The 25,602-nt window shown below is 37.4% G+C and carries 25 protein-coding genes; 16 read left to right on the forward strand and 9 right to left on the reverse strand.

Features of this window, described 5'->3' with window-relative positions; genetic code table 11:
- Window positions 1-22 precede the first annotated feature (22 nt).
- From HHL20_RS01990 to HHL20_RS02010, 5 genes are all read right to left on the reverse strand, one after another.
- The gene (locus HHL20_RS01990) at window positions 23-460 is read right to left on the reverse strand and encodes a hypothetical protein (protein ID WP_169229519.1); all 438 of its coding nucleotides are present in this window, start codon (window positions 458-460) and stop codon (window positions 23-25) included.
- A gap of 2 nt (window positions 461-462) precedes the next feature.
- Window positions 463-732, reverse strand: coding sequence for a hypothetical protein (locus HHL20_RS01995; protein ID WP_169229520.1), 270 nt, complete (start codon window positions 730-732; stop codon window positions 463-465).
- A 19-nt stretch (window positions 733-751) separates the two neighbouring features.
- Window positions 752-1,273: an RNA polymerase sigma factor gene (locus HHL20_RS02000; RefSeq protein ID WP_169229521.1), complete on the reverse strand. Its 522-nt coding sequence runs from the start codon at window positions 1,271-1,273 to the stop codon at window positions 752-754.
- A gap of 171 nt (window positions 1,274-1,444) precedes the next feature.
- Window positions 1,445-2,020: a DUF4136 domain-containing protein gene (locus tag HHL20_RS02005; protein ID WP_394352911.1), complete on the reverse strand. Its 576-nt coding sequence runs from the start codon at window positions 2,018-2,020 to the stop codon at window positions 1,445-1,447.
- Between the two features lies 1 nt (window position 2,021).
- Window positions 2,022-2,204: a DUF5522 domain-containing protein gene (locus HHL20_RS02010; protein ID WP_029294953.1), complete on the reverse strand. Its 183-nt coding sequence runs from the start codon at window positions 2,202-2,204 to the stop codon at window positions 2,022-2,024.
- A 40-nt stretch (window positions 2,205-2,244) separates the two neighbouring features.
- On the opposite strand from HHL20_RS02010, the gene HHL20_RS02015 reads away from it, so the two are divergent.
- The 4 genes from HHL20_RS02015 (at window position 2,245) to hemL (ending at window position 6,095) form a co-directional block, all read left to right on the forward strand.
- Window positions 2,245-2,571, forward strand: coding sequence for a hypothetical protein (locus HHL20_RS02015; RefSeq protein ID WP_169229522.1), 327 nt, complete (start codon window positions 2,245-2,247; stop codon window positions 2,569-2,571).
- A 138-nt stretch (window positions 2,572-2,709) separates the two neighbouring features.
- Window positions 2,710-3,618, forward strand: a complete 909-nt coding sequence (locus HHL20_RS02020; RefSeq protein ID WP_169229523.1) for a 1-aminocyclopropane-1-carboxylate deaminase/D-cysteine desulfhydrase — start codon at window positions 2,710-2,712, stop codon at window positions 3,616-3,618.
- A 64-nt stretch (window positions 3,619-3,682) separates the two neighbouring features.
- Window positions 3,683-4,741, forward strand: a complete 1,059-nt coding sequence (locus tag HHL20_RS02025) for a glucosaminidase domain-containing protein (RefSeq protein WP_169229524.1) — start codon at window positions 3,683-3,685, stop codon at window positions 4,739-4,741.
- A gap of 70 nt (window positions 4,742-4,811) precedes the next feature.
- Complete coding sequence (gene hemL, locus HHL20_RS02030; RefSeq protein WP_169229525.1) at window positions 4,812-6,095, forward strand: glutamate-1-semialdehyde 2,1-aminomutase; 1,284 nt, start codon at window positions 4,812-4,814, stop codon at window positions 6,093-6,095.
- An 820-nt stretch (window positions 6,096-6,915) separates the two neighbouring features.
- On the opposite strand, the gene HHL20_RS02035 is transcribed toward hemL, so the two are convergent.
- From HHL20_RS02035 to HHL20_RS02045, 3 genes are all read right to left on the reverse strand, one after another.
- Window positions 6,916-8,076, reverse strand: coding sequence for a hypothetical protein (locus HHL20_RS02035; protein ID WP_169229526.1), 1,161 nt, complete (start codon window positions 8,074-8,076; stop codon window positions 6,916-6,918).
- Window positions 8,077-8,266: 190 nt separating this feature from the next.
- Window positions 8,267-9,481, reverse strand: coding sequence for a hypothetical protein (locus HHL20_RS02040; protein ID WP_169229527.1), 1,215 nt, complete (start codon window positions 9,479-9,481; stop codon window positions 8,267-8,269).
- A 25-nt stretch (window positions 9,482-9,506) separates the two neighbouring features.
- Entirely contained in the window at window positions 9,507-11,975 is a 2,469-nt protein-coding gene (locus HHL20_RS02045; protein WP_169229528.1) for a TonB-dependent receptor domain-containing protein, read from the reverse strand.
- A gap of 188 nt (window positions 11,976-12,163) precedes the next feature.
- Between HHL20_RS02045 and HHL20_RS02050 the strand changes: the two genes are divergently transcribed.
- From HHL20_RS02050 to HHL20_RS02065, 4 genes are all read left to right on the forward strand, one after another.
- Window positions 12,164-12,841 (forward strand): response regulator, encoded by a 678-nt coding sequence (locus HHL20_RS02050; RefSeq protein WP_072885369.1) that lies wholly within the window; start codon window positions 12,164-12,166, stop codon window positions 12,839-12,841.
- 52 nt (window positions 12,842-12,893) lie between these two features.
- Window positions 12,894-13,925, forward strand: coding sequence for a sensor histidine kinase (locus HHL20_RS02055; RefSeq protein ID WP_169229529.1), 1,032 nt, complete (start codon window positions 12,894-12,896; stop codon window positions 13,923-13,925).
- Between the two features lie 130 nt (window positions 13,926-14,055).
- Window positions 14,056-14,652, forward strand: a complete 597-nt coding sequence (locus tag HHL20_RS02060) for an IS1096 element passenger TnpR family protein (protein ID WP_169229530.1) — start codon at window positions 14,056-14,058, stop codon at window positions 14,650-14,652.
- A 374-nt stretch (window positions 14,653-15,026) separates the two neighbouring features.
- On the forward strand, window positions 15,027-16,376 hold the full coding sequence (locus tag HHL20_RS02065; protein ID WP_169229531.1) for an alpha-amylase family glycosyl hydrolase: 1,350 nt from the start codon (window positions 15,027-15,029) through the stop codon (window positions 16,374-16,376).
- Between the two features lie 75 nt (window positions 16,377-16,451).
- On the opposite strand, the gene HHL20_RS02070 is transcribed toward HHL20_RS02065, so the two are convergent.
- A complete protein-coding gene (locus tag HHL20_RS02070; RefSeq protein ID WP_169229532.1) occupies window positions 16,452-18,254 on the reverse strand; it encodes a Calx-beta domain-containing protein in 1,803 nt (600 codons plus the stop codon).
- Between the two features lie 214 nt (window positions 18,255-18,468).
- Here HHL20_RS02070 and HHL20_RS02075 point away from each other — a divergent pair, with 214 nt between their 5' ends.
- From HHL20_RS02075 to HHL20_RS02110, 8 genes are all read left to right on the forward strand, one after another.
- Window positions 18,469-18,909, forward strand: a complete 441-nt coding sequence (locus tag HHL20_RS02075) for a hypothetical protein (protein WP_169229533.1) — start codon at window positions 18,469-18,471, stop codon at window positions 18,907-18,909.
- 138 nt (window positions 18,910-19,047) lie between these two features.
- The gene (locus HHL20_RS02080) at window positions 19,048-19,797 is read left to right on the forward strand and encodes an SDR family NAD(P)-dependent oxidoreductase (RefSeq protein WP_169229534.1); all 750 of its coding nucleotides are present in this window, start codon (window positions 19,048-19,050) and stop codon (window positions 19,795-19,797) included.
- Between the two features lie 104 nt (window positions 19,798-19,901).
- The gene (locus HHL20_RS02085; protein ID WP_169229535.1) at window positions 19,902-20,696 is read left to right on the forward strand and encodes a thymidylate synthase; all 795 of its coding nucleotides are present in this window, start codon (window positions 19,902-19,904) and stop codon (window positions 20,694-20,696) included.
- A gap of 42 nt (window positions 20,697-20,738) precedes the next feature.
- Window positions 20,739-20,981, forward strand: coding sequence for a hypothetical protein (locus tag HHL20_RS02090; RefSeq protein WP_169229536.1), 243 nt, complete (start codon window positions 20,739-20,741; stop codon window positions 20,979-20,981).
- On the forward strand, window positions 20,978-21,292 hold the full coding sequence (locus HHL20_RS02095) for a hypothetical protein (protein ID WP_169229537.1): 315 nt from the start codon (window positions 20,978-20,980) through the stop codon (window positions 21,290-21,292). Before HHL20_RS02090 ends, HHL20_RS02095 begins: the two co-directional genes overlap by 4 nt.
- A gap of 74 nt (window positions 21,293-21,366) precedes the next feature.
- Entirely contained in the window at window positions 21,367-22,689 is a 1,323-nt protein-coding gene (locus tag HHL20_RS02100; RefSeq protein WP_169229538.1) for a serine hydrolase domain-containing protein, read from the forward strand.
- A 1-nt stretch (window position 22,690) separates the two neighbouring features.
- Window positions 22,691-22,909: a hypothetical protein gene (locus HHL20_RS02105; protein WP_169229539.1), complete on the forward strand. Its 219-nt coding sequence runs from the start codon at window positions 22,691-22,693 to the stop codon at window positions 22,907-22,909.
- 12 nt (window positions 22,910-22,921) lie between these two features.
- Window positions 22,922-25,432: a M1 family metallopeptidase gene (locus tag HHL20_RS02110; RefSeq protein ID WP_169229540.1), complete on the forward strand. Its 2,511-nt coding sequence runs from the start codon at window positions 22,922-22,924 to the stop codon at window positions 25,430-25,432.
- Window positions 25,433-25,602 lie beyond the last annotated feature (170 nt).

Below are 25,602 nucleotides of genomic sequence, written 5' to 3' on the forward strand. Positions count from 1 at the left end.
ATATGAAAATATCTTAAGCATTTTACCTGGGCCTTTTATGTGAAAATAATCTTCCAAGATCATGTGCAAGCGCTTTAAAGTCTTCTTGCTGATTACCTTTACAAAGCTTTTTAATATCCATAAAATGATTATAATTGATCATTTCCGCCTCTTCCTGTTTTTTTCCGATAAGTTTAACAAGAGAGTCTTTTTCTGTTGCATTTTCATTCAGGAGTGTTTCATATAATGCTGATTTTAAGGTCATCATTTCCTCTTCATTCCGCTGAATATTATTTCTGTGCTCATCAATCAGCTGCTGATACTCATCAATTTGTCTCTGGTCAAAATGCAGTCTTTCAATAATAATATTTTTCGGACCTTCTGGCCGGGGCGGCTTTCTCAGAAAAATAAAAAGAACGAGCAGGATATTGGAAATTACCAGCAGGATAATAATGAACTGTAGATATTTGAGATTCTTCATTTTTAGTTATATAAAGAATTATTCGGAATAATATTCATGTTTTCGGCCAGCTGACTAATGTTGCTTTCAGTCTTAAACTGATAAAGTATCGTGCCCACACTCAGCGCTAAAGCGCAGCCGGCAGTAATTCCGTACGTCCATAGCTGACGAATGGAGGGCTCATTCTTTTTCCGGCTTTCAATCACGGCTAAAATATTTTCATACACTGCATCAGAAACTTCCGTTTTCTGAATGGATGAAAGGAGATCGAGATTATTTTGTGAGTGTTTCATATTCAGTTAGACGACAATTTTAATAATTTCCTTTGGTTCTGATATTATTTTTTGCTCTCTGAAGCAGAGATTCTACTGCTTTCGGCGATAAATCCATAATTTCAGCGGTTTCTGAAACTGACTTTTCTTCTATTTTGGTAAGGATGATAACGGTCTTTTGCTTCTCATTAAGGGTATTTATAATCCCGAAAAGTTCCTGTAACGACTCTTTATGTTCCATCAGAACTCCCGGATGATCAAAATTTACCAGTTCACCTTTTGGAAGGTCAGGTTTTTCATCCCACAATGACGTTATGAAGCCAAAACGCTTCTTTGCTTTTTTAGCCTTAATAAAATCCAGACACTTATGAATAGTGATTTTATAGATCCATGTTGAAACTTTTGATTTGTTTTGAAAGGTGTCCAGTTTGTCATAAACACTTAGAAAAACATCCTGCGTAATTTCTTCCGCGTCTTCAATGTTCTGCACATACTGTAATGCAAGATTGTAGACGAGGTTTTTATTAGATTGATATATTTTTTCAAAAGTCAACTTGTGCAATAATTCCTGATTTATTAATTGCAAATTTGAAAATAATTTCTTAAAAAACGAATTTTTATATTGAATTTTTAATAAAATAATTTGTTTGTTGATTTATTTTAAAAAAAATATAATTAAAAAAAGCCGGTACATTTCTGTATCGGCTTTCATATATAATGATTAATTTAAATCTTATTTTCTCTGCGGCGGATAATTCTTCATGATTTCCCCCATAATCTCAGGAATTTGTTTTTGCTTTGCTTGCGGACGGTCTACCGAAATTCCGCTTCCGATTCCCTGCCAAACCAGTTTGTTGGTTCTTGCATCTACCATGTCTACAATAATGGCTCCTTCATTATAATTGCTGGTCCACGTTCTGTTCATACCGATTCCCCATCCGAAGGGTCCGCCCCATCCCCAGGCTCCGTAAGGGGAACTGGTGGTAATGTCCGTGATTTTCTTATGATTGGCTTTCACATTGATGATCACATCAGGATTTTCTCCCGACTGAAGACCTTTCATCTGAAGCTGTTTCGATAGTTCGTTCAATACTCTGTCTTTGTCGATGTCATTCAATTTCAGATCATCAATTCTGAGTTTATACGTTTTGTAGGTAGTAAAGTTTGCAGTATCTGCATAATCAGAACGTACATTAAAAGGACTGCAGGATGTTAAACCCATCGTAGCCGCGGCTAACAAAATAAAAATATATTTTTTGCTCATATTTTTAATATTTAGTCTATTGTAATCGCGAATCAGTGATTTCATTTTATTTATTTTTTTTATCGTTTTTAATAAATGTGTCCGTCTTTTTATCGTATCCGTAAGGACAATGTCTACAGCCACTTTTACAGCAATGCCCTCTTTTCAGATGAAATTTTTCTGTAAAAACCTTATACCCCTGTTCGTTGTAGTAAAAATCTTCACCTTCTTTGATGTCAAAAAGTGCCATAGGTTAAATCGCTAAGTCAAAAAACTTTATATTTGTTATCATGATAATTGTATGCCAGAAACCTTTAAAAATATTAAAAATCAGCGGCATTACGCTTTTTCCCTTTATCTTCATAAGGAACTCCGAAGATAAGAAAAATAAAATATTGATTAATCATGAAAAAATCCATTTAAGACAGCAAATGGAAATGTTAGTGATTTTCTTTTATATTTTTTATGTAATCGAATACTATTATTGGTTATTGAAAATAAAAAATCCTTATCAGGCCTATAGAAGAATTTCTTTTGAAAGAGAAGCTTACGCCAACGAGCATGATCTTAATTATCTCAAAAAAAGAAAATTCTGGAGCTTTAAAAAATATCTTTAAATTACTGTAACATTCGGAGAAGAGGCAAAATTTAAAGAATTTTAACGGGGTGGTTACATATATCATAAATTTCGGTGAAGGAATCTAACTAAAAAATTTAAAAGCAGTACTTTTGTACAATCATATTTCAGGCTAAAAATGGTATTACAGCTTCCCGCAGAAAAGATCCCGATTCAGGAAATTCCCATTGATAAAAAAATAAGGCTTTTCATCAAAAGAGAAGACCTCATCCATCCGCAGATTTCAGGAAATAAATATTGGAAACTGTTTTTTAATATTAATAAGTATTTAGCCGAAAAACCTGAAAAACCGTATGTAATTACTTTTGGAGGAGCTTTTTCCAATCATATTGCGGCAGTTTCCGCGGTAGGAAGTCTGGCCGGCATTCCAACTCTGGGTATGATCAGGGGAGAAGAGCTTAAAGACAAATGGCTTCAGAATCCCACTTTACTTTTTGCTAAAAAGAACGGGATGAATCTCCAGTTTGTCAGCCGCGAAGAATACCGTCACAAGGAAAAACTTACCGAATTCTTAAAGACTGAATTTCCTCATGCCCTTGTTGTGCCCGAAGGCGGAACCAATGAAGAAGCAGTAGAAGGGATAAAAATGATGCTCAATGACGATACAAAAGATTTTGATTATCTTTGCACCGCAGTAGGAACCGGAGGAACTATTTCAGGAATCTCAAAATTTTGTGAAGAAAATCAGAAGGTTATCGGTTTTAAGGCTGTGAGGGATAATTCATTAGAAGATAGCATATCAAAATTAACCAGAAGGAGAAATTTTGATCTAATAGATTCTTCCTTTGGAGGATATGGTAAAATAAATGATGAGAATATCCGTTTTATCAATGATTTTAAACTGAACTACGGAATTCCGCTGGAACCGATCTATACAGGAAAAATGATGCAGAAGATTTTCGAGTTGATCGAAGAAGGGTATTTTCCTGAGAACAGTAAAGTTTTGTGCTTCCACACCGGTGGATTACAGGGGATTGAAGGCGCAAATGTATTGCTGGAAAAACAGAATAGAAATTTAATTATATAAGTAAATTGAAAACATGAAACATTAAGTGTTCCATCTTTCATTTTAAAACAATAAAAATTATAAGATGAAAAGACTTTTCTTACTTGTAAGCCTTTTAGTTTTATCAAAATTCTCGGCTCAGACCTGGGCAACTGAAGATCAATACATCCAGAAATTTGCCAAATACGCTGTAGAAGAAATGGAAAAATATAAAATTCCTGCTTCTATTACTCTCGCTCAGGGACTCCTGGAAACGGGTGGCGGACAAAGCCGGCTGGCGCTGGAAGGCAAAAACCACTTCGGAATCAAATGTAAAGAAGACTGGACCGGAAAAACCATGAAGCATACCGATGATGCTCCCAATGAATGTTTCCGGGTGTACGACGATCCCCGCCAGTCTTACGAAGACCATTCTATATTTTTATCAACAAGAAAATACTACGCCAATCTTTTTAACCTCGATATGAAAGATTATAAAGCGTGGGCGACCGGGCTTAAAAAAGCAGGATATGCCACCAATCCGCGCTATGCTTCCATACTGATCGGTAAAATTGAAAGATACAGATTATACGAATTCGATAATACCAGTTCTAAAGAAGTACTGTACGCAGTATTGAAAATGTATCCGAATCTTAAGGACGACAGAACTTTCATGGCACAGCTGGAGACGGAAAAATATACCAAAAAAGTAAAAGATCCCGTAACGGTTGAAGTACCCTACAAGCAAACTTCTTACGCGCAGCAGCAGAAAAGAGTGGAAAGAATCAAAACCAAAGCGGAGGTGCTTAATTCTATTCTTATTAAAAGCCATCCAAACGACGGGTTGAAATATATTGTCATTCCTGAAGATACCAGTGTAGAATATATTGCTAAAAAATTTAAAATAAGCGAGAGCAAACTTATTAAATGGAATGAGCTGGAAGGCGAGGTTTTACACAAAAACGACATCGTCTTCCTCGAATCTAAAAACTCTGACGGTAATACCGCAACTTATAATGCCGAAGCCGGGGAAGATATGCATGACATTGCCCAAAAATTCGGTATTAAATTAAATAAATTGTACGCTAAAAACAGAATGGATGAAGGGCAGAAGCCTTCCGCCGGACAATTGATTTATTTAATTGATAAAAAACCCAGAAACTAATCGTTGACGGTTGATAGTTGTTGGTTGATTGTTAAACTGGCAACTATCAACTGGCAGCCAACAACTATATATGAAATACCAAAGAAGTTCAGCTTTATTTGATGAAGCGTACCAATACATTCCGGGAGGGGTAAACTCTCCGGTTCGTGCATTCAAATCTGTAGGAGGAGTGCCTATTTTTATGAAATCTGCTAAAGGGGCCTATCTTACCGATGCCGACGACAATACCTATATTGATTATATCAATTCCTGGGGACCGGCTATTTTAGGCCATACGCATCCGGAAGTTTTAGAGGAATTAAAAATACAAGCAGAGAAAGGATTCTCTTTCGGGGCACCCACAGAACTGGAGACCGAAATTGCAAAATTCATCGTGGAAAATGTTCCGAATATCGACCAGATCAGAATGGTTTCTTCGGGGACGGAAGCATGCATGAGCGCCGTAAGACTCGCCCGAGGTTTTACGGGTAGAGATAAAATTGTAAAATTTGAAGGCTGTTATCACGGACATTCAGATTCATTTTTAATAAAAGCGGGCAGTGGTGCTGCCACCTTCGGAAACCCAAATTCTCCGGGTGTAACGGCGGGTACTGCAAAAGATACTTTGCTGGCAAGATATAATGATTTTGAGCAGGTAGAAGATCTTTTCAGACATAATCCGGGTGAAATTGCAGCGGTAATTATTGAGCCTGTAGCCGGAAATATGGGCTGTGTGCTTCCTGAAAATGAATTTCTTCAGAAGCTGAGAACCATCTGTGATGAAAACGGAGCTTTATTAATTTTTGATGAGGTAATGACAGGTTTCAGGCTTGCTTTCGGGGGCGCTCAGGAACTTTTTAATGTAAAAGCAGATTTAGTAACATACGGAAAAGTAATCGGAGGTGGCCTTCCGGTAGGAGCGTTTGCAGGAAGAAACGAAATCATGGATCACCTGGCCCCGAAAGGAGGAGTTTATCAGGCAGGAACATTGAGCGGAAATCCTTTAGCCATGCGAGCCGGATTGAAAACCCTTCAGTTAATTAAAAATGATCCTGAGTTTTTCAGCAGATTGGCAAAAACAACCGAAAACTTAGATTTTGAAATCGGAAAAATTTTAAATGAAAAAGGAATTGCTCATAAAATTAACCGTAAAGGATCGATGATGTCTGTATTTTTCCACACCAACCGGGTGTCTAATTTTGATGAAGCTCAGGAAGCCAATCATGCATTGTTTAATAATTTCTTCCATCAGATGCTCACCAACGGAATTTATCTTCCGCCAAGCGGTTACGAAACCTATTTCATCAGTGACGCCATTAAAGATAAAGAAATTGATATGACGCTGGAATCCGTAAGAAAATTTGAGTATTCTTAAATTATAAAATGTAAAAAGGTGAAGTAAATACTTCATCTTTTTTATTTTAGCATATCTTAGTTATATTGGCCAAAGATCTTACTATATCAATACTTCTAATCATATTTCTTTTTTAATACCTCTCTGTTAAAGTATTGTATGGATTCCGATAGGTTACTGAACGTATATTTTGACGTCCGGAACGTCACGGTTGGGGATAATCACCACTGCGAAGAGGTATCTTACGTATCCGGATGGATAAATGATAGATCCGGATAGGTGTATTACGGATGCAACGGGTGCAGAACCTCACTGATGAGGTGTGCTATGGGTTTCTATACGTCATTCAACGTATATTTTGCCGTGCGGAACGTCACCGTCTGGGTTCATCACCGCAGCGAAGTGGTATTTTACGTCTCGAGAGGGGTAAATCATAGGTTCGGATAGGTGTATTACGGATGCAACGGGGTGCAAAACCTCACTGATGAGGTGTGCTATGGGTTTCTATATGTCATTCAACGTGTATTTTACCGTCCGAAACGTCACCGTCTGGGTTCATCACCGCAGCGAAGTGGTGTTTTACGTCTCCAGAGTGGTAAATCATAGGTTCGGATCGTTGTTTTAAAGGTCTGTTGGGGTTTAAGGCGTCTAAGCCGACGTTCTTAACGGATTCCGAGAGGTTAATCTACCTATATTTTGACGTTGGAAACGTTCCTTCTGGAGTTTCTTATCTCTTGAGCCGGTTGTTTCACGTATTCTGAAGAGGTTTTGAAAGGGTATTCAAAGCAGCGGCACCGGAAAATCCGGTGCCGCTGCTTGTTATCATTTAATTTAATTTAATTTACTGTAAAGTAGACCATCCGGTTGCCCAAGTTGGATTTCCCAGCTTGTTTCCAGCGCCCGTAGCATCTGATTTTTCGGTGTAGGTAGATGGCAGAATGGTTACGGCTGAACCGTCGGTTGCCTTGGCTGTCATCTTATTGGTAACATTGGTATCAAAAAATACATCTTTTATTTTGCTTTGACCGTTGATATAGGTTACTGTAGAATTACTTTCAAGACTGAAACCGTCTGTCCAGTTAGAAAGGACTACATTTTCAAAATTAGCATACGTTCCCGAATACAGTCTTATAGCCTGTGATTCTCCGGAAGTTCCGCCAAGAAGGGTAACATTTTTAAGGGTTGGGTTGGATCTCGGTGAAGCATCGGCATTTGCATTGTTGATTCCTTTAATCCCGGTATTTCCGGTACCGCTGGTTCTTCTTTTCGTAAACATATTAGTGGCTGTCCCAATCCATCCGTCTGTCCATACAAAAGCATCATCTGCATTGCTTATGGAAACAATATTGGAAATATTTACCGTTCCGCCATACATCTGGATGCCGTCTTCTGCACCGTTTACCACAGCGATATTTTCTACTTTGGTATCACTTCCCACTCCATAGAATGACAGACCGTTGAAATTTTTATCAGTCGCAAAATTAATCCCTGCATTTTCAATTCTTACATAGGTTAATGAACCTGAATTATCAGAAGCTGAAGTTCCTCCGTAGGCTGCATTTCCGACTTCGGAAGTAGCTGTTGTGCCGGTATTGATGGGTGCTTTACCGCATATCATAACTCCGCCCCAGCTTCCCGCAGTGGCAGCAGATGAATTAAACGTTACGGGCGAGGCCGGTGTTCCGTTGGCATAGATCTGGCCGCCCTGTTCTACCAAAAGGTAAGATTCTGCACCGGCTGTTGCTACAATTCTTGTTCCAGCCGGAATAACAAGCTTCCCGCCGGATTTCACCCGCACTGCACCGTTGAGCACATATACTTTTGTCGCGTCAAGCGTTACCACCTGTCCATTAGTAACTTCTCCTTTGAAATTAGCAGGATCCTGTGCAATTCCTACAACTGCAATAGTAGCTGTATCTTCATCTTCCGAACATGAATGTAAGACAAAAGGAGTGCTTATAATGACAGCTGCAATGAAGAGCTTCAGATATTTTTTTCTCATAATATTCACATTATTATGCTTAATAGAATTTTTAAATGCTGTTTTTGTTTCAAAAGACCAAATTACCATTTTTTCATGTATTTTCCATAATTAAAGATGGGGTGAGTGTATTATTATTTGATGAAATGCAAAACGGCACCGGAAAAAAATTCCGATGCCGTTTTTTAATTTGATATGAAGAAACTAATTACTAATTCATAGCGTCTGTAACGTCGAAGCTTGAAAGACCAGTCCATCCTTTAGCCCAATCTGGTAAAGCTGTTCCGCTTCCTGCACCTGTAGCAGAAGTATTTTCAGTATACACTGAGCTGATATCTACGGCTGTACCGGCAGTGTTTTTAGCTTTAGATTTTGTAGCAACGTTTACAAATCTTAAGTTTTTAAGATAAGAACCACCCTGGAACCACGTTAAGGTTCTGTCTGTTTCAAAATCAAGCCCTGTTGAAAAGTTTGCTAAAACGATATTGTCAAACTGTCCATTTGATCCGGCTCTTACTTTCATTCCCTGAGATTCAGAACCTGCAGTGTTTCCTAAGAAAGTTGCATTGTTAATTACTGGATTAGAAGCTCCGTTTCCGAAAGTAGTATTTGGGTTGGTATCCTGAGTATCTGCTTCAATACCTCTGTTTCCTGGTTCTGCAGCAGTTTGATAAGCTTTCATTCTTGCCGCATAGATATAATTTACAGTACCTCTGTATCCTTCTGTCCAGTCGAAAGAATCGTCACCAACACCAGTTACCACCACGTGATCAAGATTAACGTTTCCTCCGAAACACTCAACACCATCATCAGCACCTACAGTTACATATACATAAGAAATTGTAGTTCCGCTACCCACTCCGAAAAGAGAAAGTCCGTTGAATTCTTTTTCAGGATTATATTTGAATCCACTGTCTTTGATAACAAGATATTTAATAATACCTGAGTTATCACCAGTGTTTGTTCCTCCGTATGTTAAATCCCCTAATTCAGAAGTTGATGTTCCTGATGAAGTTCTGTTGGTAGGCGCGTTTCCTAAGATTACGATACCTCCCCAGTGTCCTTGTTTGTGAGAAGTACCTTCGAAAACTACCGGGCTTGAAGCAGTACCGTTAACAAAGATTTTTCCTCCTCTGTCTACGATCAGGTAATTGGCACCTTCTGCTACAGTAATTCTTGTTCCTGCAGGAATGATAAGGCTTGCACCGTTCTCCACCATTACTTTACCGGTGATTGTGTATACTTTTGACGGATCTAGTGTTACGGTAGTTCCGGCAGCAATATTTCCTTTAAAGTTGCTTGGGTCGATTGTAGAGATTGTATCTGTTGAATCGTCGTCATCAGAATTGCTACAAGAAACGGAAACTGATGAGAATGCTCCAACTAGTGAAAAGAAAAGAGCTGCTTTTAAGATTGTTTTTTTCATAACTTTTTATAGATTTTTATTTTTATTAAAATTTATATGACAGGTTTAATCCTAACTGACGACCTTTTGTATAGTCTTTGTGAATAAAAGTTTTAGTAGTATTTTCCTGTTCGATTTTGAAGTGAGGATTCAGTAAATTCTTTGCAGAAATTCCGATACCGATCTTGTTTAATGTGAAACTTAAGTTCATATCGAGTATTTCTCTTGGTACTTCATAAAAGTTTCCGATAAACCCTGTTCCTACAGAATAAAGGCTTCTGCCGATATGTGAATAAGAAACTACGAAATCTAAACTGTTTACATTATTCCATTTGTAATTGTATCCTAAGTTTACATTGGCAATAAGGTCTGCAACTCCTTGGATTTTATCTTTTTCAGTGTTGAATACAATGGTTTTGCCTCCGTTTTCTTTTGCGATTTCGTTTTCAGATTTAAATTCCTGTTCAGAATGCATGTAAGTAGCGTTCAGGAAAGTATAAACTTTTGAATTATTCCATGAATAAAGATCTTTTCTGAATTCAGCTTCCGCTCCTACAATATATCCCCAATCTGAAATGTTGAAATAGGTCATATCACTTGGAGCCGAACTCGCATAGCTTGTTCTGGCAATGGCATTCTGGATGTATTTTCCAAAAGCCGTTACTGAAATAACTTCACCGGATTTCGGGAACAATTCCCATTTTAGATCTGCATTGTAGTTGTCAGACGGATTAAGAAACTGGTTACCATAGGTATTTGTAGTTACATCATAATACGCAATAGGAATAATCTCCTTTGCCTGGGGTAAGGTATATGATTTAGAGAAAGCGAGTCTTAAATTCTGCTTATCGTTAATGCTGTATTTTGCATTTAAAGCAGGCAAGAATTTGTTGTACTGCTTATTCTTTTTACCATCCTGTGCAATTGGATCCAGCCATTTCATCTGCATGTCGATGTAATCAAAACGACCACCAACCTGAATGATGAATTTATCAGAAAGCGTAATATCTACATTGGCTAAACCAGACTGAATATTCTGTTTTGCGGTATAGTAAAAAGGATTGAATAATTTATCAGTCGGCTGGAAGGTGATATACGAGAATAATGAATTATTTCCGGCATTGATGTAACCGTCGATATTATTAGGATCTACCGGTACTACATTACTGAAGTTCATACCAATCGTTGTATTCTCAAATTTTCTGTCTTTGTATTGCCCATCGTAACCTACCGTTACTTTAAATTTTTCAAAAGTTTTGGTAAGGTATGCGTGTCCTAATACCGTATTATCTTTCAGTTCATCAAAATATCTGTGGTTATTGATAGCACTTCCTGCAATAAGCTGTAAGTTGGTAGCATCAATCGTGTTCTGAAGACGGTCTGGTCTTTTACTGTTTAGCATATTATAACCTAAAGCCCAGTCAGCTGACCATGTATCTCCCAGTTTGTGGGTCCCTAATAACTGGTTTACCCAAGTGGTTGTAATCTTATTGTCTCCTCTGTTGATGATCACATTTCTGTCTACATCATAAGAATATCCCTGGTAAATCTTTGCCGACTGATCAGAAGAATGGATGTAGTTTGATGTAAAGCTTATTCTGTGATTAGAATTGATTTTATATCCTAAATTAACTAAAGCCGTTGTGTTCGTCTTATAATTGAAACGTTCTACGTTTGTATAATTTTTGCTTGGTGTATTATCAAAGAAGTAGTATCCTTCCTGCCCCTGGCTGTATTCATAAGAGTTTTCAAATCCGGCATAGGCAAATAATGACAGCTTACCGAAAGTTGCCCCTCCTTCAATATTCATATCTGTATTGAAAGGATTTTGTGCATTCTTAAAGTTCCAGTTAGTTTGGAAAGGATATTTCTGATAAGGATTTCCTTTTGTGAAAGTAGTTTCTTTATATCCAAAGAATCCCGGTGCTCCGTCCTGTACCTTGAAATCTTTTTTGTCGAATGTCTGAAGATTGATGCTGCTTCCCAGGCCTATTTTAAAATAAGGTTTTCCTGTATGCTCTCTGGAAACGATATTCACATTCGCCCCGCCAAAATCTCCAAGCATTTTAGGGTTGTAGACTTTATCTAAGGAAATATATTCAATCATTGAAGTCTTGAAGATTTCAAGATTAATGTTCTTGTATTCCGGATCGTCAGAAGGAATGGGCAATCCGTTTAATGTAGTGCTGTTATATCTGTCGCCAAGACCTCTTACGAAAATTTGTCCGCTACCTTCTTGTTTAGTGGTTCCTGTAGCCTTTGTTACAGCGGTTGCCGCATCTCCGACTCCTTGTTTTGCAAGCTGTACAGAACCTACACGTTCTATTACCTCTACAGATTTCTTTTGCAAATTGATAAGGTTGGCTTCAGTTCCTTTTTTAGTAGATCCTTTAATGACTACACCTTCGATTTTTTTCTCTTTCTTTACGGTGTCGTTCTTGGTCTCTTGAGCGTAAAGTACAGTTCCCGATGTTGTTAAAAACAAAACTGCGATACTCAGTTTTCTAAAATTCATTTCTTTTTTACTATATAACTTTCGGTGCAAAGGAAGAAAGAATCTGTGGTGTAAATGGTTTAGGGAAATTTAATTTTTTCTTAACTAAACATTAAGAAAAGGATATAATTGTTAACTTTATGTGAACGATGTCCCTTTTATTAAACTGTGATTAAAATATTATTAACTTTGACTCGTAAAAATTAGAAATGAACCAAAAGAAAATCCTCTTAATAGACGATGAATTGGATATTTTAGAGATTCTGTCTTATAACCTGGAAAAAGAAGGCTATGATATCTATACAGCTACAAATGGTAACGAAGGTATCGACAAAGCAAAAGAAATTGTTCCGGATCTTATATTGCTAGATGTTATGATGCCGGAAAAAGACGGTATCGAAACATGCCAGGAACTCCGTAAGATTAAAGAACTTCAGAAAACACTTATCGTTTTTCTTTCTGCAAGAAGCGAAGAATTCTCTCAGCTGGCAGGTTTTCAGGCGGGAGCCAATGATTATATCGTTAAGCTCATCAAACCGAAAATCCTTATCTCCAAAGTAAATGCTTTATTACAGCTTACTTCGCAGGTTTCCGATAACTCCAAGCTGATCGAGATCGGCGATCTGATCATCGATAAGGACAATTTCCGTGTATCGAAAAGCGGACAGCAGTTCCTGCTTCCCAAAAAAGAATTTGACCTTCTTTATTTACTTGCTTCCAATACGGAGAAAGTATTCAAAAGAGAGGAAATCCTGGAAAAAGTATGGGGAAATGACGTGATCGTGGGAGAAAGAACAATAGACGTGCATATCCGAAGATTGAGAGAAAAATTAGGAATCAATACGATTCAGACATTAAAAGGAATTGGGTATAAACTTATTGTTTAATACTCAATTTCAATTTCTTACCTTTACATATCAACCCATAAAAATTGTAAAATTGAAATTTTACAGACTTACCCTCGTCGCCTCTTGTCTGCTGACATTGGTGATGTTTCTTTTAGTAATCATTTTCGATTCACTAAAAGATATCTATTACAGAACCCCTTTCTTTAAAATAGGGCTTTTCATTTGCCTTGTTCTTATATTTATAATTAATTATATCGTGTTAGAGCTGTTATTCAATTACTACGGTAAAAAACAGGTTCGAGGTCTTTCACAGCTGTTGCCTCAGGAAATTGTTCATGACAATGACGAGAATATTACCATTAAAGAATTGGGAGAAAGATTTTCAGATCTCAACCAAAAGAAAGTTACCGAGCTTGATATGATGAAAGAAATGGAAAGTTACCGGAAAGAATATATCGGGAATGTATCTCACGAGCTTAAAACGCCTCTGTTTTCCATTCAGGGATATGTGGAAACTTTAAGAGACGGCGGTGTGGATAATCTTACGATCCGTGACAAATACCTTGAAAGAATTGATAAGTCGGTGGAAAGGCTCATTGCCATCGTTACCGATCTTGATATGATCAACAGATTGGAAGCAGGAGAAATAAACCTTACCGTATCAAGATTCGATGTTAATCTTCTCATCAGGGAAATTTTCGATCTTCTTGATCTCGAAGCCGAAAAGCACAATGCTACCATGCAGATTCAGACGCTGCATCCGCAGATTTTTGTAGAGGCAGACAAACAGAAAATTTCACAGGTTTTTATTAACCTTATTTCTAATGCCATTCATTATGCCAACAGACAGGAAGCAAAAGTAGTGGTAAAAACAAGCGTCCTGAAAAATAAAGTACTGATCGAAGTAATTGACAACGGTATGGGAATAAAAGCCGAAAGCCTGCCAAGAATCTTTGAAAGGTTTTACCGCGTAGAAACCAGCCGCAGCAGAAGGGAAGGGGGTTCAGGATTAGGATTGGCCATTGTAAAACATATTCTTGAAGCCCATAACGAAAACATCACCGTGGAAAGCGTGTACCTTGAAGGCACGAAATTCAGTTTTATGCTTGAAAAAAGTAAATAATTTCTGCAAAATGTATGAAAAAAAAATATTTTAAAAAATCCTGAAATATTTTTTTGTCACATCTCATTTATTTTATATTTGCAACAGAGATTTATCATAATAACAAAGGCAAAAAAGTAATTTTAAACTGATGGTTTACAAAATCCGCGTAATATTAGATGCGAAAGAAGATATTTTCCGGGATATCGAAGTTAAAGGAAAACAGACGCTATGGAACTTACATTTAGGAATTAAAAGTGCGTTCAGCTTGCAGGGAGACGAGCTTTCAGCTTTTAATTTGCTGGAAGAAGACGGGACGATCGTAAAAAGTGTTCCGTTGGAAGATATGAGTGACGATGGCGATGGAGAGATTATGTCGGATGTGTATATCGATGAAGCTTTCGAAAGCACCGGTGATAAAGCTCAGTTTCAGTACGGACTTCTTGATCTGTGGGAGTTTTTCTGCGAATTGATTGAGATTATTGATGAGACAAAAGGCGTGAATTATCCGATCACCGTATATAGATTCGGAAATGTTCCTTTAAAAGCGCCAAGCAAAAGCGGAACGGGAGGATCTAAAAGAAAATCTGCCATGCCATTGCTGGATGATGATTTCAGTTTTGAAGAAGACTTCAATGTTAGCGGAAACTTTGCGGATGAGGATGATGACAACTTCGATGATGATGAAGAAGAAGATTACAATGACGATGTCTTTGATGATGAAGAAGATAACGAAGACGAAAGATAATTAAAGCAAATATTATACAGCCCTGAATGCCATTCAGGGTTTTTTGTGCGATGCAGCCAGAAATTTAGTGTCAGAATAATTGATGTTAAAATTAATTTTTTTTCAGGAGCTTTTTCGCGCTTTCCGCACTCGCTATTTTTAGTTTAGGTTTTGCGGCGGCTTCGCCGCCGCAAAACCTAAACTAAAAATGAGCTCAGACAATTGCTGCAATCGCGGCTAGGATCTCAGACATAGAGAAATGTCAGGTATTAAAAAATCAGTGAAGCATAACAGAAACAGCCAGGTATATTAACTTAGATGCTCAGCATTTTAAAATTAAACATTCACAGTTCACTTTTTCCAATCACAATTCCTATTTTTGTTAAAAGAGAAATATGAAAAAATTAATTTTATTAGCGATAATGGGCTTGGGAATTATTTCCTGCGCCACCCAAAATACAACAAAAAAAATGACGGAACAGCCTAAAGAATGGAAGCACACCACTAATATTTATGAAGTTAATGTAAGACAATATACAAAAGAAGGAACTTTCAGAGCGTTTGAAAAAGAAATGCCGAGGTTAAAATCGATGGGTGTGAAAACCCTTTGGTTTATGCCGGTTACTCCTATTGCACAGCAAAATAAAAAAGGAAGTTTGGGAAGTCAGTATGCCGCTGCAGATTACACTTCCATTAATCCGGAATTCGGAACGATGGATGATTTCAAACATATGGTCAACGAAGCACATCGTTTGGGATTTAAAGTCATCATCGACTGGGTGGCCAATCATACCGGATGGGATCATGTCTGGACAAAAACACATCCTGAATTTTACCTCAAAGATCCTGACGGAAGCTTTCACCGTGCTTCCGGAATGGATGATATTATAGAACTGGATTACAAAAATCAGGAAATGCGCCTTGCAATGATCGATGCCATGAAATTCTGGATCCGGGAAACCGGTATTGATGGATTCCGATGTGATCTCGCTTCGTGGGTTGAAGTAGATTTCTGGCAGCAGGCGCGCCCGGAGGTAGAAAAAATAAAACCACTATTCTGGATCGGAGAATATGATGAACTCGAAAACCCTGAATACGGAAAAGTTTTTGATGCCAGTTATTCATGGAAATGGATGCACAAATCTGAAGATTATTATAAGAAAAACCTTCCCATTCAGGAACTCAAAGATCTGCTCATACAGTATTCCAATATCGGGGACGGATCGATGAGAGCCTGGTTTACCTCAAACCACGATGAAAACTCATGGAACGGAACGGAATATGAAAAGTATGGAGTAATTACTAAACCAATGGCTGTTTTTTCAGCAACCTGGAACGGAATTCCTTTGCTCTACTCCGGACAGGAACTCCCAAACATGAAAAGACTCGAGTTCTTTGAAAAAGATCCTATACAATGGACCAATACTTACCAGATGGCGGAGTTTTATAAGACTTTATTAAACCTGAAATCATCCAATCCCGCTTTAAGGGGAGGAGATCCCAACGTAGGAACTTATCTCCTGAATACGACTGCCAACGATAAGATTTTTTCTTACTTGAGAAAAAACGGCAATTACGAAGTTTTGGTTGTATTAAATATGTCAAAAGATTCTGTTGATTTCAGTATTGAAGATGAACATCTGTCAGGATCCTTTAAAAATGTTTTTACCAAAATGAATCGAAACTTTGGAGAAGAAAAGAACTTTAATTTCAAGCCCGGCGATTATGCTGTATTTGAAAAGTAAATCCTTAGTTAAGAAGATAAACCTTAAAAAAGCCCATGCTGGAGGCATGGGCTTTATAATTATATTTAATGTGACCTAATTCACATAACCCTTTATTATATAATCATTACCAATATTATTACCGATATAAAAGTTTCCTGTACCTGAAGCACTATAATTAACAACTCTAAAACGTATAGTGGTAGAAGATGGAACATTTTGTAAAGCACTAATAAGGCTTAAATCAATGGTATATAAACTTACCGAAGTACTTATAGTAATGGCAGAACCTATATTATTATAAGTACTTCCACCATCTATACTATATTGTATTTGCGATAAAGTAGGCCCTGCACTGGTTCTGGTCGCATACATATCAATTGAACTTAATGATAAAGTGTTTCCGGTGTTGGCATTAATTGAATATGTAAAGAAATCATTAGTGCTAATAGCTGTATTTAAGACTGATGTTGTTGTCCAATTACTTCCTCCCCAAGTGCTGGAGGCACATCCTGTTGCAGATACCCCAGAACCTAAAGTGAATCCCCCAACTGAAATATTGGAAGCGATTGTTGCTGGTGCAAAAGGAGAGGTGCCACATAAGGAAAGTCCATTGGTATCCCATGCAGCCAGTGTAATAGGTGCAGCAACATCATTATCTGTTATTGTCAAAGTATTTGTAAGAATTCCTGAAGCATTAGCACTGTTATTATTGCCACCAGTTACATTTTGTAAACCAAACTGTATTGTTTCATTTCCTTCCACCAAGGAGTCATCAGTAACAGTAATTGTTACGGTCTGATTTGCCGAAGAACCAGCCGGGAAAGTTACGGTCTGTGTAGTATAGTTATTTATATCTGCTAAACTACCTGTTCCTCCGGAAATAAAGACATCCACGGAAGTTGAATTAGTGGTGCTGGGATTTGTAATTGATAATACCAGTGTAGTAGTTCCGACACCTTCAGAAACAGTAGAGGAAGCTGAACTGAATTGTACACTTGTTTGTGGTAATGAAGCTATAGCACCCGTAAATCCTGATCCTGTTTCTGTACCCATCAATGTTCCGGTAGCCGCTATTGGTGTAACATAAAACTTAATATACTTATTAATATCTGCAGCAGCTAGGATATAACTGGAACCTGTTGCTCCCGGTATAGTAGTTTCATTAGCTCCCGATGCATTATCAGAACGGGTCCATCTGAAAGTGGAAGTTCCCTGCACATTTCCTTCAGCATCATTATAAGTATAGGTTCCGGTAAGAGTTTGTCCTTGTATTGCAGTTCCTGTAATCGACACTCCGGAAGCGGTAGGAGCTTGGTTTGCGCCGACGGGTCCACCCCAGGCAGAACATTTTTGTAAACCCGGTGAGGCACCAACTAAAGACCCAGGTGTTACACAGAATTGAATGTATTTATTCAGATCTGCAGAGGTTGAAGTATAGTTTTGAGCTGTCGCAGAAGCGATTGTTACCATATTGGTTCCTGATGCATCATCTGCTCTTTTCCAGATTAAAGCAGTTGCATTATCCGGATTACTCTCCGCATCCGAAAACGTATAATTCCCTGTGAGTACAGAACCGCTTGTATAATTCCCACTAATTGTGACATTGGTTGCAGAAGGAACGGTATTAATTTCTTCATAACCCAGATTTTGCCACTTTGTGCCGTCCCAACCGATAAAGACTTTTCTGTCCTTATCAAATACAACAAGACCTTCACTTGCCGTTGCAGCAAGGGTATTAGCTGCTGCAGTGGTCAATCTTGGTACAACCAATCCTTTGGTGTCGGATTGTATGTCTAGAACAGAAGAAGGATGAGGAGTTTGTGTATTAATCCCAACTTGTGAAAAAAATAGTATAGGACAAGTCGTTAATAACGTAGTAAATAAATTTTTTTTCATAGTGTTTTTTTTAAATAAAAGACAAAATAGATGATTTATACTTTTGAAATTGAATAGTTTGTTAAATCAACAGTCAAATTTAGAAAATTTTCATATAATGGTGATAAAAATGTTTTTATGTTAAATTGTGATCTGTTTCAATAATAGCATCTAGAATAATAATAGCAATTAAATTATTAATACATTTGGAATCATTATGTTAAATGAATGTAGTATGGACAAATCAAAATTACTGGACACCGTAAAAACCAAACTTTCAGAGAAAATTCAGAAATTTGAAAAACTCATTGAAGATACCCGCGCTTCAAATAACGATACCAAAAGTTCAATGGGCGACAAGTACGAAACAGGAAGGGAAATGCTCCAGCAGGAAATTAATAATCTGCAGAGACAGTTGAATGAAGCACTGAGTCAGCAATCATTGCTGCGGAAAGTAAATACCGAATCTTCAGTAAAAGTACAGAACGGAGCGTTAATAGAGACAGACAAAGGGTTATTTTATATCGCTGCTTCCATAGGAGAAATCATATATGACAACCGGAAAGTGATGACTGTTTCCACAGAATCTCCTTTAGCAAAAGCTATGACAGGATTAATAACAGGACAAAGCTTTACAATCAACAATACATCTCAAACCGTTAAACAAATTTGGTAAAAAGATTTTGAATTTTCAGCCTTTTTCCCTGCAATACAGATGAATTTTTAACCAATATTTAAGAAAACTTTATTGCTTACTTTAGAAGCAATACGGAATATTTATTGTAAATTGTGGTATCCAATTAATAAATATAATATGGGAATTTTAGACAACAAAGTAGCGCTCGTAACAGGGGCAGGATCCGGAATCGGTTTGGCAGTAGCTCATTCGTATGCTAAAGAAGGAGCTAAAGTTATTGTATCGGATATCAATGAAGAGCATGGCAATAAAGCTGTGGAAGATATCAAAGCACAAGGCAGAGAAGCATCATTTGTAAAAGCAGATACTTCAAACCCTGAAGAAGTGGAAGCTTTAGTAAAAAGAACAGTAGAAATCTACGGAAGACTTGATATTGCATGTAATAATGCAGGAATTGGTGGCGAACAGGCTTTGACAGGAGATTACAGTCTTGAAAGTTGGAGAAAAGTTTTGAGCATCAATCTGGATGGCGTTTTTTACGGCTGTAAATATGAGCTGGAACAAATGGAGAAAAACGGAGGAGGAATTATCGTTAATATGGCTTCCATCCATGGGACTGTTGCGGCACCGCTTTCATCAGCTTATACTTCTGCAAAACACGCAGTGGTAGGACTTACCAAAAATATTGGCGCTGAATACGGGCAGAAGAACATTCGCTGCAATGCCGTGGGACCCGCATATATCGAAACACCGCTTCTCGAAAATCTTGACAGCGAAATGAAAAAAGCGCTCGTTGCAAAACATCCTATGGGAAGATTAGGAAAGCCTGAAGAAGTAGCCGAACTTGTATTATTTCTGAGTTCAGAAAAATCATCCTTCATGACGGGAGGCTACTATCTGGTAGATGGCGGCTACACAGCAGTTTAATAAAAATTGATTTCAACTATAGAAAGCGTTCATCAAAATGGACGCTTTTTTCATATAATTTTCAGAATAGTTTCTTTAAATTTGAACCTTAAAATCTTTTTCAGATGCAGAATTATTTAGACCTTTTACAGCATATTTTAGATAACGGAACAGACAAAACCGACAGAACCGGAACCGGCACAAGAAGTGTTTTCGGATATCAGCTGAGATATGACCTCTCAAAAGGATTTCCTTTGGTAACGACCAAAAAAGTGCACCTGAAATCTATTATCTACGAACTTTTATGGTTTCTAAAAGGAGATACCAATATTAAATATCTTAAAGATAACGGAGTTTCCATTTGGGACGAATGGGCCGATGAAAACGGGGATCTCGGACCTGTTTACGGAGCGCAGTGGAGAAGCTGGAACGGTGCCGACGGTAAAGTGATCGACCAGATTACAGACGTGATTGACCAGATCAAAAGAAATCCGGATTCCAGAAGACTGATCGTTTCTGCATGGAATGTTGCAGAAATTCCGAATATGGCGCTTGCCCCTTGTCACGCTTTATTCCAGTTTTATGTGGCCGATGGAAAATTATCTTTACAGCTCTATCAGAGGAGTGCTGATGTTTTTCTGGGAGTTCCCTTCAATATTGCCAGTTATGCTTTGCTGTTAATGATGGTGGCGCAGGTTTGTGATCTTGAAGTTGGGGATTATGTGCATACTTTCGGAGATGTTCATATCTATAACAACCATTTTGAGCAAGTGAAAAAACAGCTTTCCAGAGAACCGAGACCGCTTCCGACGATGAAACTTAATCCGGAAATAAAAGATCTGTTTGATTTTGATTTTGAAGACTTTACGCTGGAAAATTATGATCCGCATCCGGGAATTAAGGCACCGGTGGCGATTTAGTTTTAAAGAGAATTGATTAACTTTGATTTAAATTCATAAATTATGGAAATTAAAATCAGTTTAGACGAATATGCAGATGTTCCATTTATAAAAAAACTGTTATCTCAAATAAAAGGCGTTACAAATATTGAGATTTCTGAAAATGAGAAGCTATATTCCTGCAAAGAAATTGAAGATTCAGAATATTTTGCAAAAGTAATGGAGCAAAGTGAGAATGACTATAAAAATGGTAAAACACAGGAACTTACAGATGATGTACTGAATGAAATATTTGGAAGAAAATGAAAATAACAATTTCGGAAACTGCGAAAATATCGCTGAAAGAAATTATTGATTTTCTAAATATCAAATGGACAATAAAAGAAATTACTGTTTTAGAAAATGATATTAAAAAATTCAGACAAACTTTAAAAGATGATATTGTAAAACATCCATCCTTAGAACAATTTCCAAACATCAAGTATACACTGATCGTAAAGAAACAAGTACAGCTGATGTATGAAGTCAAAACAGATGAGATAGTTATTAAGTTATTTTGGCATTGCAGACGAGATCCAATAAAATTAAAACAAATTCTTACTGAAAATAAGCAGTAAAAGTGAAGCCTAAAACTTCACTTTTTTTGTAACATCTCCTGAAAATTTTCAACTTATCCGGTAAATCTCAAAATATGTTTAAAAAACTACTTTTCCTTTCAGCAATCGGTATTTCAGGCATGGTATTCTCTCAAAAAACAGTGAAAGATAAAATGTCTAATTACCTGGACTCTCTGTTTATACACCATAAAGTAATGGGAAGCTTTGCTTTAGCAGAAAATGATCGTCCTACTTTTATTAAAGTTATCGGATTTTCTGATGTAGAAAAAAATCAGAAGGCTAACGTAAATACGCAATATCGTATAGGCTCAATCAGTAAAACTTTTACTGCAGTTCTGATCATGAAGGCTGTGGAAGATAAAAAAGTCTCTTTAGACAAAAAACTGTCAGATTTTTATCCTGAAATTCCCAATGCAGAAAAAATCACCATCGAAAATTTGCTGCAGCACAGAACAGGAATTCACAATTTTACCGATGAAGCAGAATACGGAGAGTATTATACAAAATCTCAGACAGAAGAAAGTTTAATAAATATCATTAAAAAATACAAGAGTGATTTTGAGCCGGGGTCAAAACATCAATACAGCAATTCCAACTATGTTTTGCTGGGGTTGATTCTTGAAAAAATATATAAAAAGTCCTATGCAGAGCTGATTAAAGATAGAATTTCAAAACCTCTTAAATTAACGTTAACCGAAGTCGGGGGAAAAATAGACACTTCAAAAAATCAGGCAAAATCATATCAGTTTGTCAACGGAAAATACATCGCTTCTTCCGAAACGGATATGAGCATTCCTATCGGTGCCGGAAATATCATTTCTACCCCAAGAGATCTTTTAACTTTTATTCTTGCGCTGGAACAGGGAAAACTTATTAAAAAAGAAAGCCTTAAAAAGATGAAAAACTTTGTGGATGGTTACGGATACGGCCTGGTAAAAGTTCCGTTTGAAAAAGAATGGGGATTTGGTCATACCGGAGGAATTGATAACTTCAGCTCCGCATTGTACTATTTCCCGACGCTGAAAGTTGCCATTGCTTTTACGACAAATCAGTCGGCTATGGATACCAATGACATTTCGATTAAACTGATAGAAACAGCATTAGGAAAGGACTTTGAAATACCATCTTTCAAAACTGTTGAAATTAATGAAGGTGAACTGCAGAAATATACAGGAACCTATTCTTCTCCGGATGTGCCTCTGAAAATTAATATCTTTATCCAGGATAAAACGCTGATGGCACAGGCAACCGGACAAGGAGCATTTCCTCTCGAAGCGACTTCTGCTACCAGCTTTAAATTTGATATGGCAGGAATTGTCATCGACTTTTATCCGGAAAAAAAGCAGTTCATCATCAAACAGGGAGGAACAGAAAATACCTTCACAAAAGAAAAATAATATGAAATATTTAAAAATAAATATCGAAAAAAATGCCGACGTTGAAGTCCTCAAAACGGCTATACTTCAATTGAAAGGCGTTGATTCGGCTGAAATCATTGACGACGAAAATCCGGAAAGTGAACTTAAAAAAGCTTTTGCCAAAACAAAGGAACAGTTCAAAAAAGGGGATTACGAAACGTTAGTTAATGATATTTTTGATATTTTAACCAAGAAATAATTTTTAATCATAATGAAAAAAGTCATTTTATCGATCGCTCTTTTGGGAATTTTCTTTTCCACCAATGTAGCGGCACAAACTGAAACTTCCGGTAGAGAAAAGGTCTACAGAGCGACTCATACGAAAGTGACAGAACTTAAACATACCAAGCTAAAGGTAAATTTCGATTATCAGAAAGAGCAGATGAACGGGGAAGAATGGCTCACCGCATCACCGTTTTTTTACCCTTCCAACGAACTCACACTCGATGCCAAAGGAATGCTGATTCATGAAGTAGCTTTAGAGGGCAACGGTAAAAAATCTCCCTTAAAATACGATTATAAAGACGATGTTCTTAAAATCACTTTAGATAAAACCTACCAGAAAAACCAGGATTACACAGTTTACATTAAATATACTTCCCGTCCAAACGAAGTGAAGCAGGAAGGGAGCGCCGCCATCAATGATGCAAAAGGGCTGTATTTTATCAATGCACAGGGCAAAGATCCCGATATGCCTACACAGATATGGACGCAGGGCGAAACCGAATCTTCTTCAGCATGGTTTCCTACCATTGATAAACCGAATCAGAAAACAACGCAGGAAATCTACATGACGGTTCCTGATAAATATGTTACCCTTTCCAACGGAATCCTGAAAGATTCTCAGAAAGAATCCAACGGACTGAGAACCGATCACTGGGTGATGGATAAAAGACATTCTACCTACCTGTTTTTCATGGGAGTAGGAGAATATGCTATTGTAAAAGACAAATGGAAGAATATTCCTGTAGATTATTATATCGAAAAAGAATATGAGCCGTATGCGAAGCAGATTTACGGAAATACACCGGAGATGATTGAGTTCTTTTCTAAAAAACTAGGCTACGATTATCCTTGGGCAAAATATGCGCAGATCTCCGGAAGAAACTACGTCAGCGGCGCAATGGAAAATACAACGGCCACCCTTCACGGAAGTGATATCCTGCAGAAACCCGGGCAATTAATTGATGAAAACACCTGGGAAGATACCATTGCCCACGAATTATTCCACCATTGGTTTGGTGATCTTGTCACAGCGGAAAGCTGGAGCAATCTTACGGTAAACGAATCATTTGCCAACTATTCTGAGTATCTGTGGAATGAATTTAAGTATGGAAAAGATCAGGCCGATTACCACCAGATGACTGATGTCAATATGTACATCCACAATCCTACCGATTTCAAAAAAAATCTCGTACGGTTTGATTATGCTTCCCGCGAAGATGTTTTCGACCTCGTAACCTACCAGAAAGGAGGCGGAATTCTTCATATGCTCAGAAACTATTTGGGTGACGAGGCTTTCTTTGCCGGAATGCAGGATTATCTTAAAACCAACGAATACCAAAATGCGGAAGCGCACCAGCTGAGACTTTCATTCGAAAAAGTTTCCGGAAAAGACCTGAATTGGTTCTTCAATCAATGGTATTTCGGAAGCGGAAACCCGAAAATCAATTACTCGTACACTTTTGAACCCGTAAAAAAGCAGGTTGCAGTAACCATCGAGCAGACTCAGGAACAACCGTTCCAGTTTCCGCTTGCAATCGATGTTTATGAGAACGGAAAACCTAAAAGATACAACGTATGGGTAAATGCGGAAGCGAAAAACACATTCAACTTTGATGTTTCCAAAAATGCAGATTTGGTAAATATCAATGCAGACGGTGTTTTGCTGGCAGATATCAATGATACTAAAACTCCTGAGCAGTACCTGATGCAGTTTACCGGTTCCAAAGAATTCAAAAGCAGATACAATGCCTTAAACGGGATTAAAGATAAGGTAGGAAAAAATCCTGCCGCAACAAAATTATTATCTGCAGCGATCAAAGATCCTTATTTCAGAACAAGGATAAAAGCATTGCAGCTTATGGATCTGTCCAATGCAGAGCAGCTGAAGGCTTTAGGCTCAGATGTTGAAAAGTTAGCTTCCAATGATCCTAAAACACTGGTACAGGCAGCCGCAATTTCAGCATTGGCAAAAACAAAGGATAAAAAGTACATGCCGATTTTTGAAAAAGGAATTAATGCGGTCTCCAACGCCGTAAAAGGAAGTTCTGTGGGAGCTGTTGTTGCTATTGATCCTTCAAAAGCTGCTGCATATGCTGATAAAATTGATTTAGAGGGAGCTTCGGAAACACTGGCTGCACAAATGCTTCCGATTATCGTGAAGAATAAAGTAGCTTCCCAAATGGGCAATATTGCACAATTTGCTGCATTTTATCCCTTCATCAAATTCCAGAATCCTGAACTTGGAAAATCTGCAGAAGAAGGATTCAACTGGATTATGACTTCCGATAATATAAAAGCTACGGAAAGCATCACAAAAATTCTCGGCCAGGCAAAAGGTCAGATCGGTGAAAATCCTCAGGTAAAAATGATGATAACCCAGATGCTGAAGGATGGTCTGAATAAAAAAATGGAGCTTTTAAAACAGAATCCTCAAAGTGCGGCAAGCATTAATAAACAGATCGATCTGCTAAATAAAGCGATTGAAGATTTTAAATAATTCCCTACTAAATCCTTTAGTATTAAAAATATGATAACCGTTATTTTGAATAACGGTTATTTTTATTGGTTAAACGATTTAAGTTATTTTTTTAATATTAATATTTGAAAATATTTGATTTATTTGTTTTTATATTATAATTTTGTTATCAAATTAATATTAATATAATT

Origin of the sequence: Chryseobacterium cheonjiense (genome assembly GCF_012927265.1) — a bacterium.
Lineage (GTDB): Bacteria > Bacteroidota > Bacteroidia > Flavobacteriales > Weeksellaceae > Chryseobacterium > Chryseobacterium cheonjiense.

Excerpts from the sequence above, each read along its gene's own strand:
- HHL20_RS02095 (WP_169229537.1), top strand. The coding sequence starts at position 20,978 with ATGAAAATAACAATTTCGGAAACTGCGAAAATATCGCTGAAAGAAATT.
- HHL20_RS02060 (WP_169229530.1), top strand. The coding sequence starts at position 14,056 with ATGGTTTACAAAATCCGCGTAATATTAGATGCGAAAGAAGATATTTTC.
- hemL (WP_169229525.1), top strand. The coding sequence starts at position 4,812 with ATGAAATACCAAAGAAGTTCAGCTTTATTTGATGAAGCGTACCAATAC.
- HHL20_RS01990 (WP_169229519.1), bottom strand. The coding sequence starts at position 460 with ATGAAGAATCTCAAATATCTACAGTTCATTATTATCCTGCTGGTAATT.
- HHL20_RS02010 (WP_029294953.1), bottom strand. The coding sequence starts at position 2,204 with ATGGCACTTTTTGACATCAAAGAAGGTGAAGATTTTTACTACAACGAA.
- HHL20_RS02025 (WP_169229524.1), top strand. The coding sequence starts at position 3,683 with ATGAAAAGACTTTTCTTACTTGTAAGCCTTTTAGTTTTATCAAAATTC.
- HHL20_RS02090 (WP_169229536.1), top strand. The coding sequence starts at position 20,739 with ATGGAAATTAAAATCAGTTTAGACGAATATGCAGATGTTCCATTTATA.
- HHL20_RS02100 (WP_169229538.1), top strand. The coding sequence starts at position 21,367 with ATGTTTAAAAAACTACTTTTCCTTTCAGCAATCGGTATTTCAGGCATG.
- HHL20_RS02050 (WP_072885369.1), top strand. The coding sequence starts at position 12,164 with ATGAACCAAAAGAAAATCCTCTTAATAGACGATGAATTGGATATTTTA.
- HHL20_RS02105 (WP_169229539.1), top strand. The coding sequence starts at position 22,691 with ATGAAATATTTAAAAATAAATATCGAAAAAAATGCCGACGTTGAAGTC.
- HHL20_RS02005 (WP_394352911.1), bottom strand. The coding sequence starts at position 2,020 with ATGAAATCACTGATTCGCGATTACAATAGACTAAATATTAAAAATATG.
- HHL20_RS02085 (WP_169229535.1), top strand. The coding sequence starts at position 19,902 with ATGCAGAATTATTTAGACCTTTTACAGCATATTTTAGATAACGGAACA.
- HHL20_RS02035 (WP_169229526.1), bottom strand. The coding sequence starts at position 8,076 with ATGAGAAAAAAATATCTGAAGCTCTTCATTGCAGCTGTCATTATAAGC.
- HHL20_RS02070 (WP_169229532.1), bottom strand. The coding sequence starts at position 18,254 with ATGAAAAAAAATTTATTTACTACGTTATTAACGACTTGTCCTATACTA.
- HHL20_RS02065 (WP_169229531.1), top strand. The coding sequence starts at position 15,027 with ATGAAAAAATTAATTTTATTAGCGATAATGGGCTTGGGAATTATTTCC.
- HHL20_RS02015 (WP_169229522.1), top strand. The coding sequence starts at position 2,245 with ATGATAATTGTATGCCAGAAACCTTTAAAAATATTAAAAATCAGCGGC.
- HHL20_RS02110 (WP_169229540.1), top strand. The coding sequence starts at position 22,922 with ATGAAAAAAGTCATTTTATCGATCGCTCTTTTGGGAATTTTCTTTTCC.
- HHL20_RS01995 (WP_169229520.1), bottom strand. The coding sequence starts at position 732 with ATGAAACACTCACAAAATAATCTCGATCTCCTTTCATCCATTCAGAAA.
- HHL20_RS02040 (WP_169229527.1), bottom strand. The coding sequence starts at position 9,481 with ATGAAAAAAACAATCTTAAAAGCAGCTCTTTTCTTTTCACTAGTTGGA.
- HHL20_RS02020 (WP_169229523.1), top strand. The coding sequence starts at position 2,710 with ATGGTATTACAGCTTCCCGCAGAAAAGATCCCGATTCAGGAAATTCCC.
- HHL20_RS02075 (WP_169229533.1), top strand. The coding sequence starts at position 18,469 with ATGGACAAATCAAAATTACTGGACACCGTAAAAACCAAACTTTCAGAG.
- HHL20_RS02045 (WP_169229528.1), bottom strand. The coding sequence starts at position 11,975 with ATGAATTTTAGAAAACTGAGTATCGCAGTTTTGTTTTTAACAACATCG.
- HHL20_RS02080 (WP_169229534.1), top strand. The coding sequence starts at position 19,048 with ATGGGAATTTTAGACAACAAAGTAGCGCTCGTAACAGGGGCAGGATCC.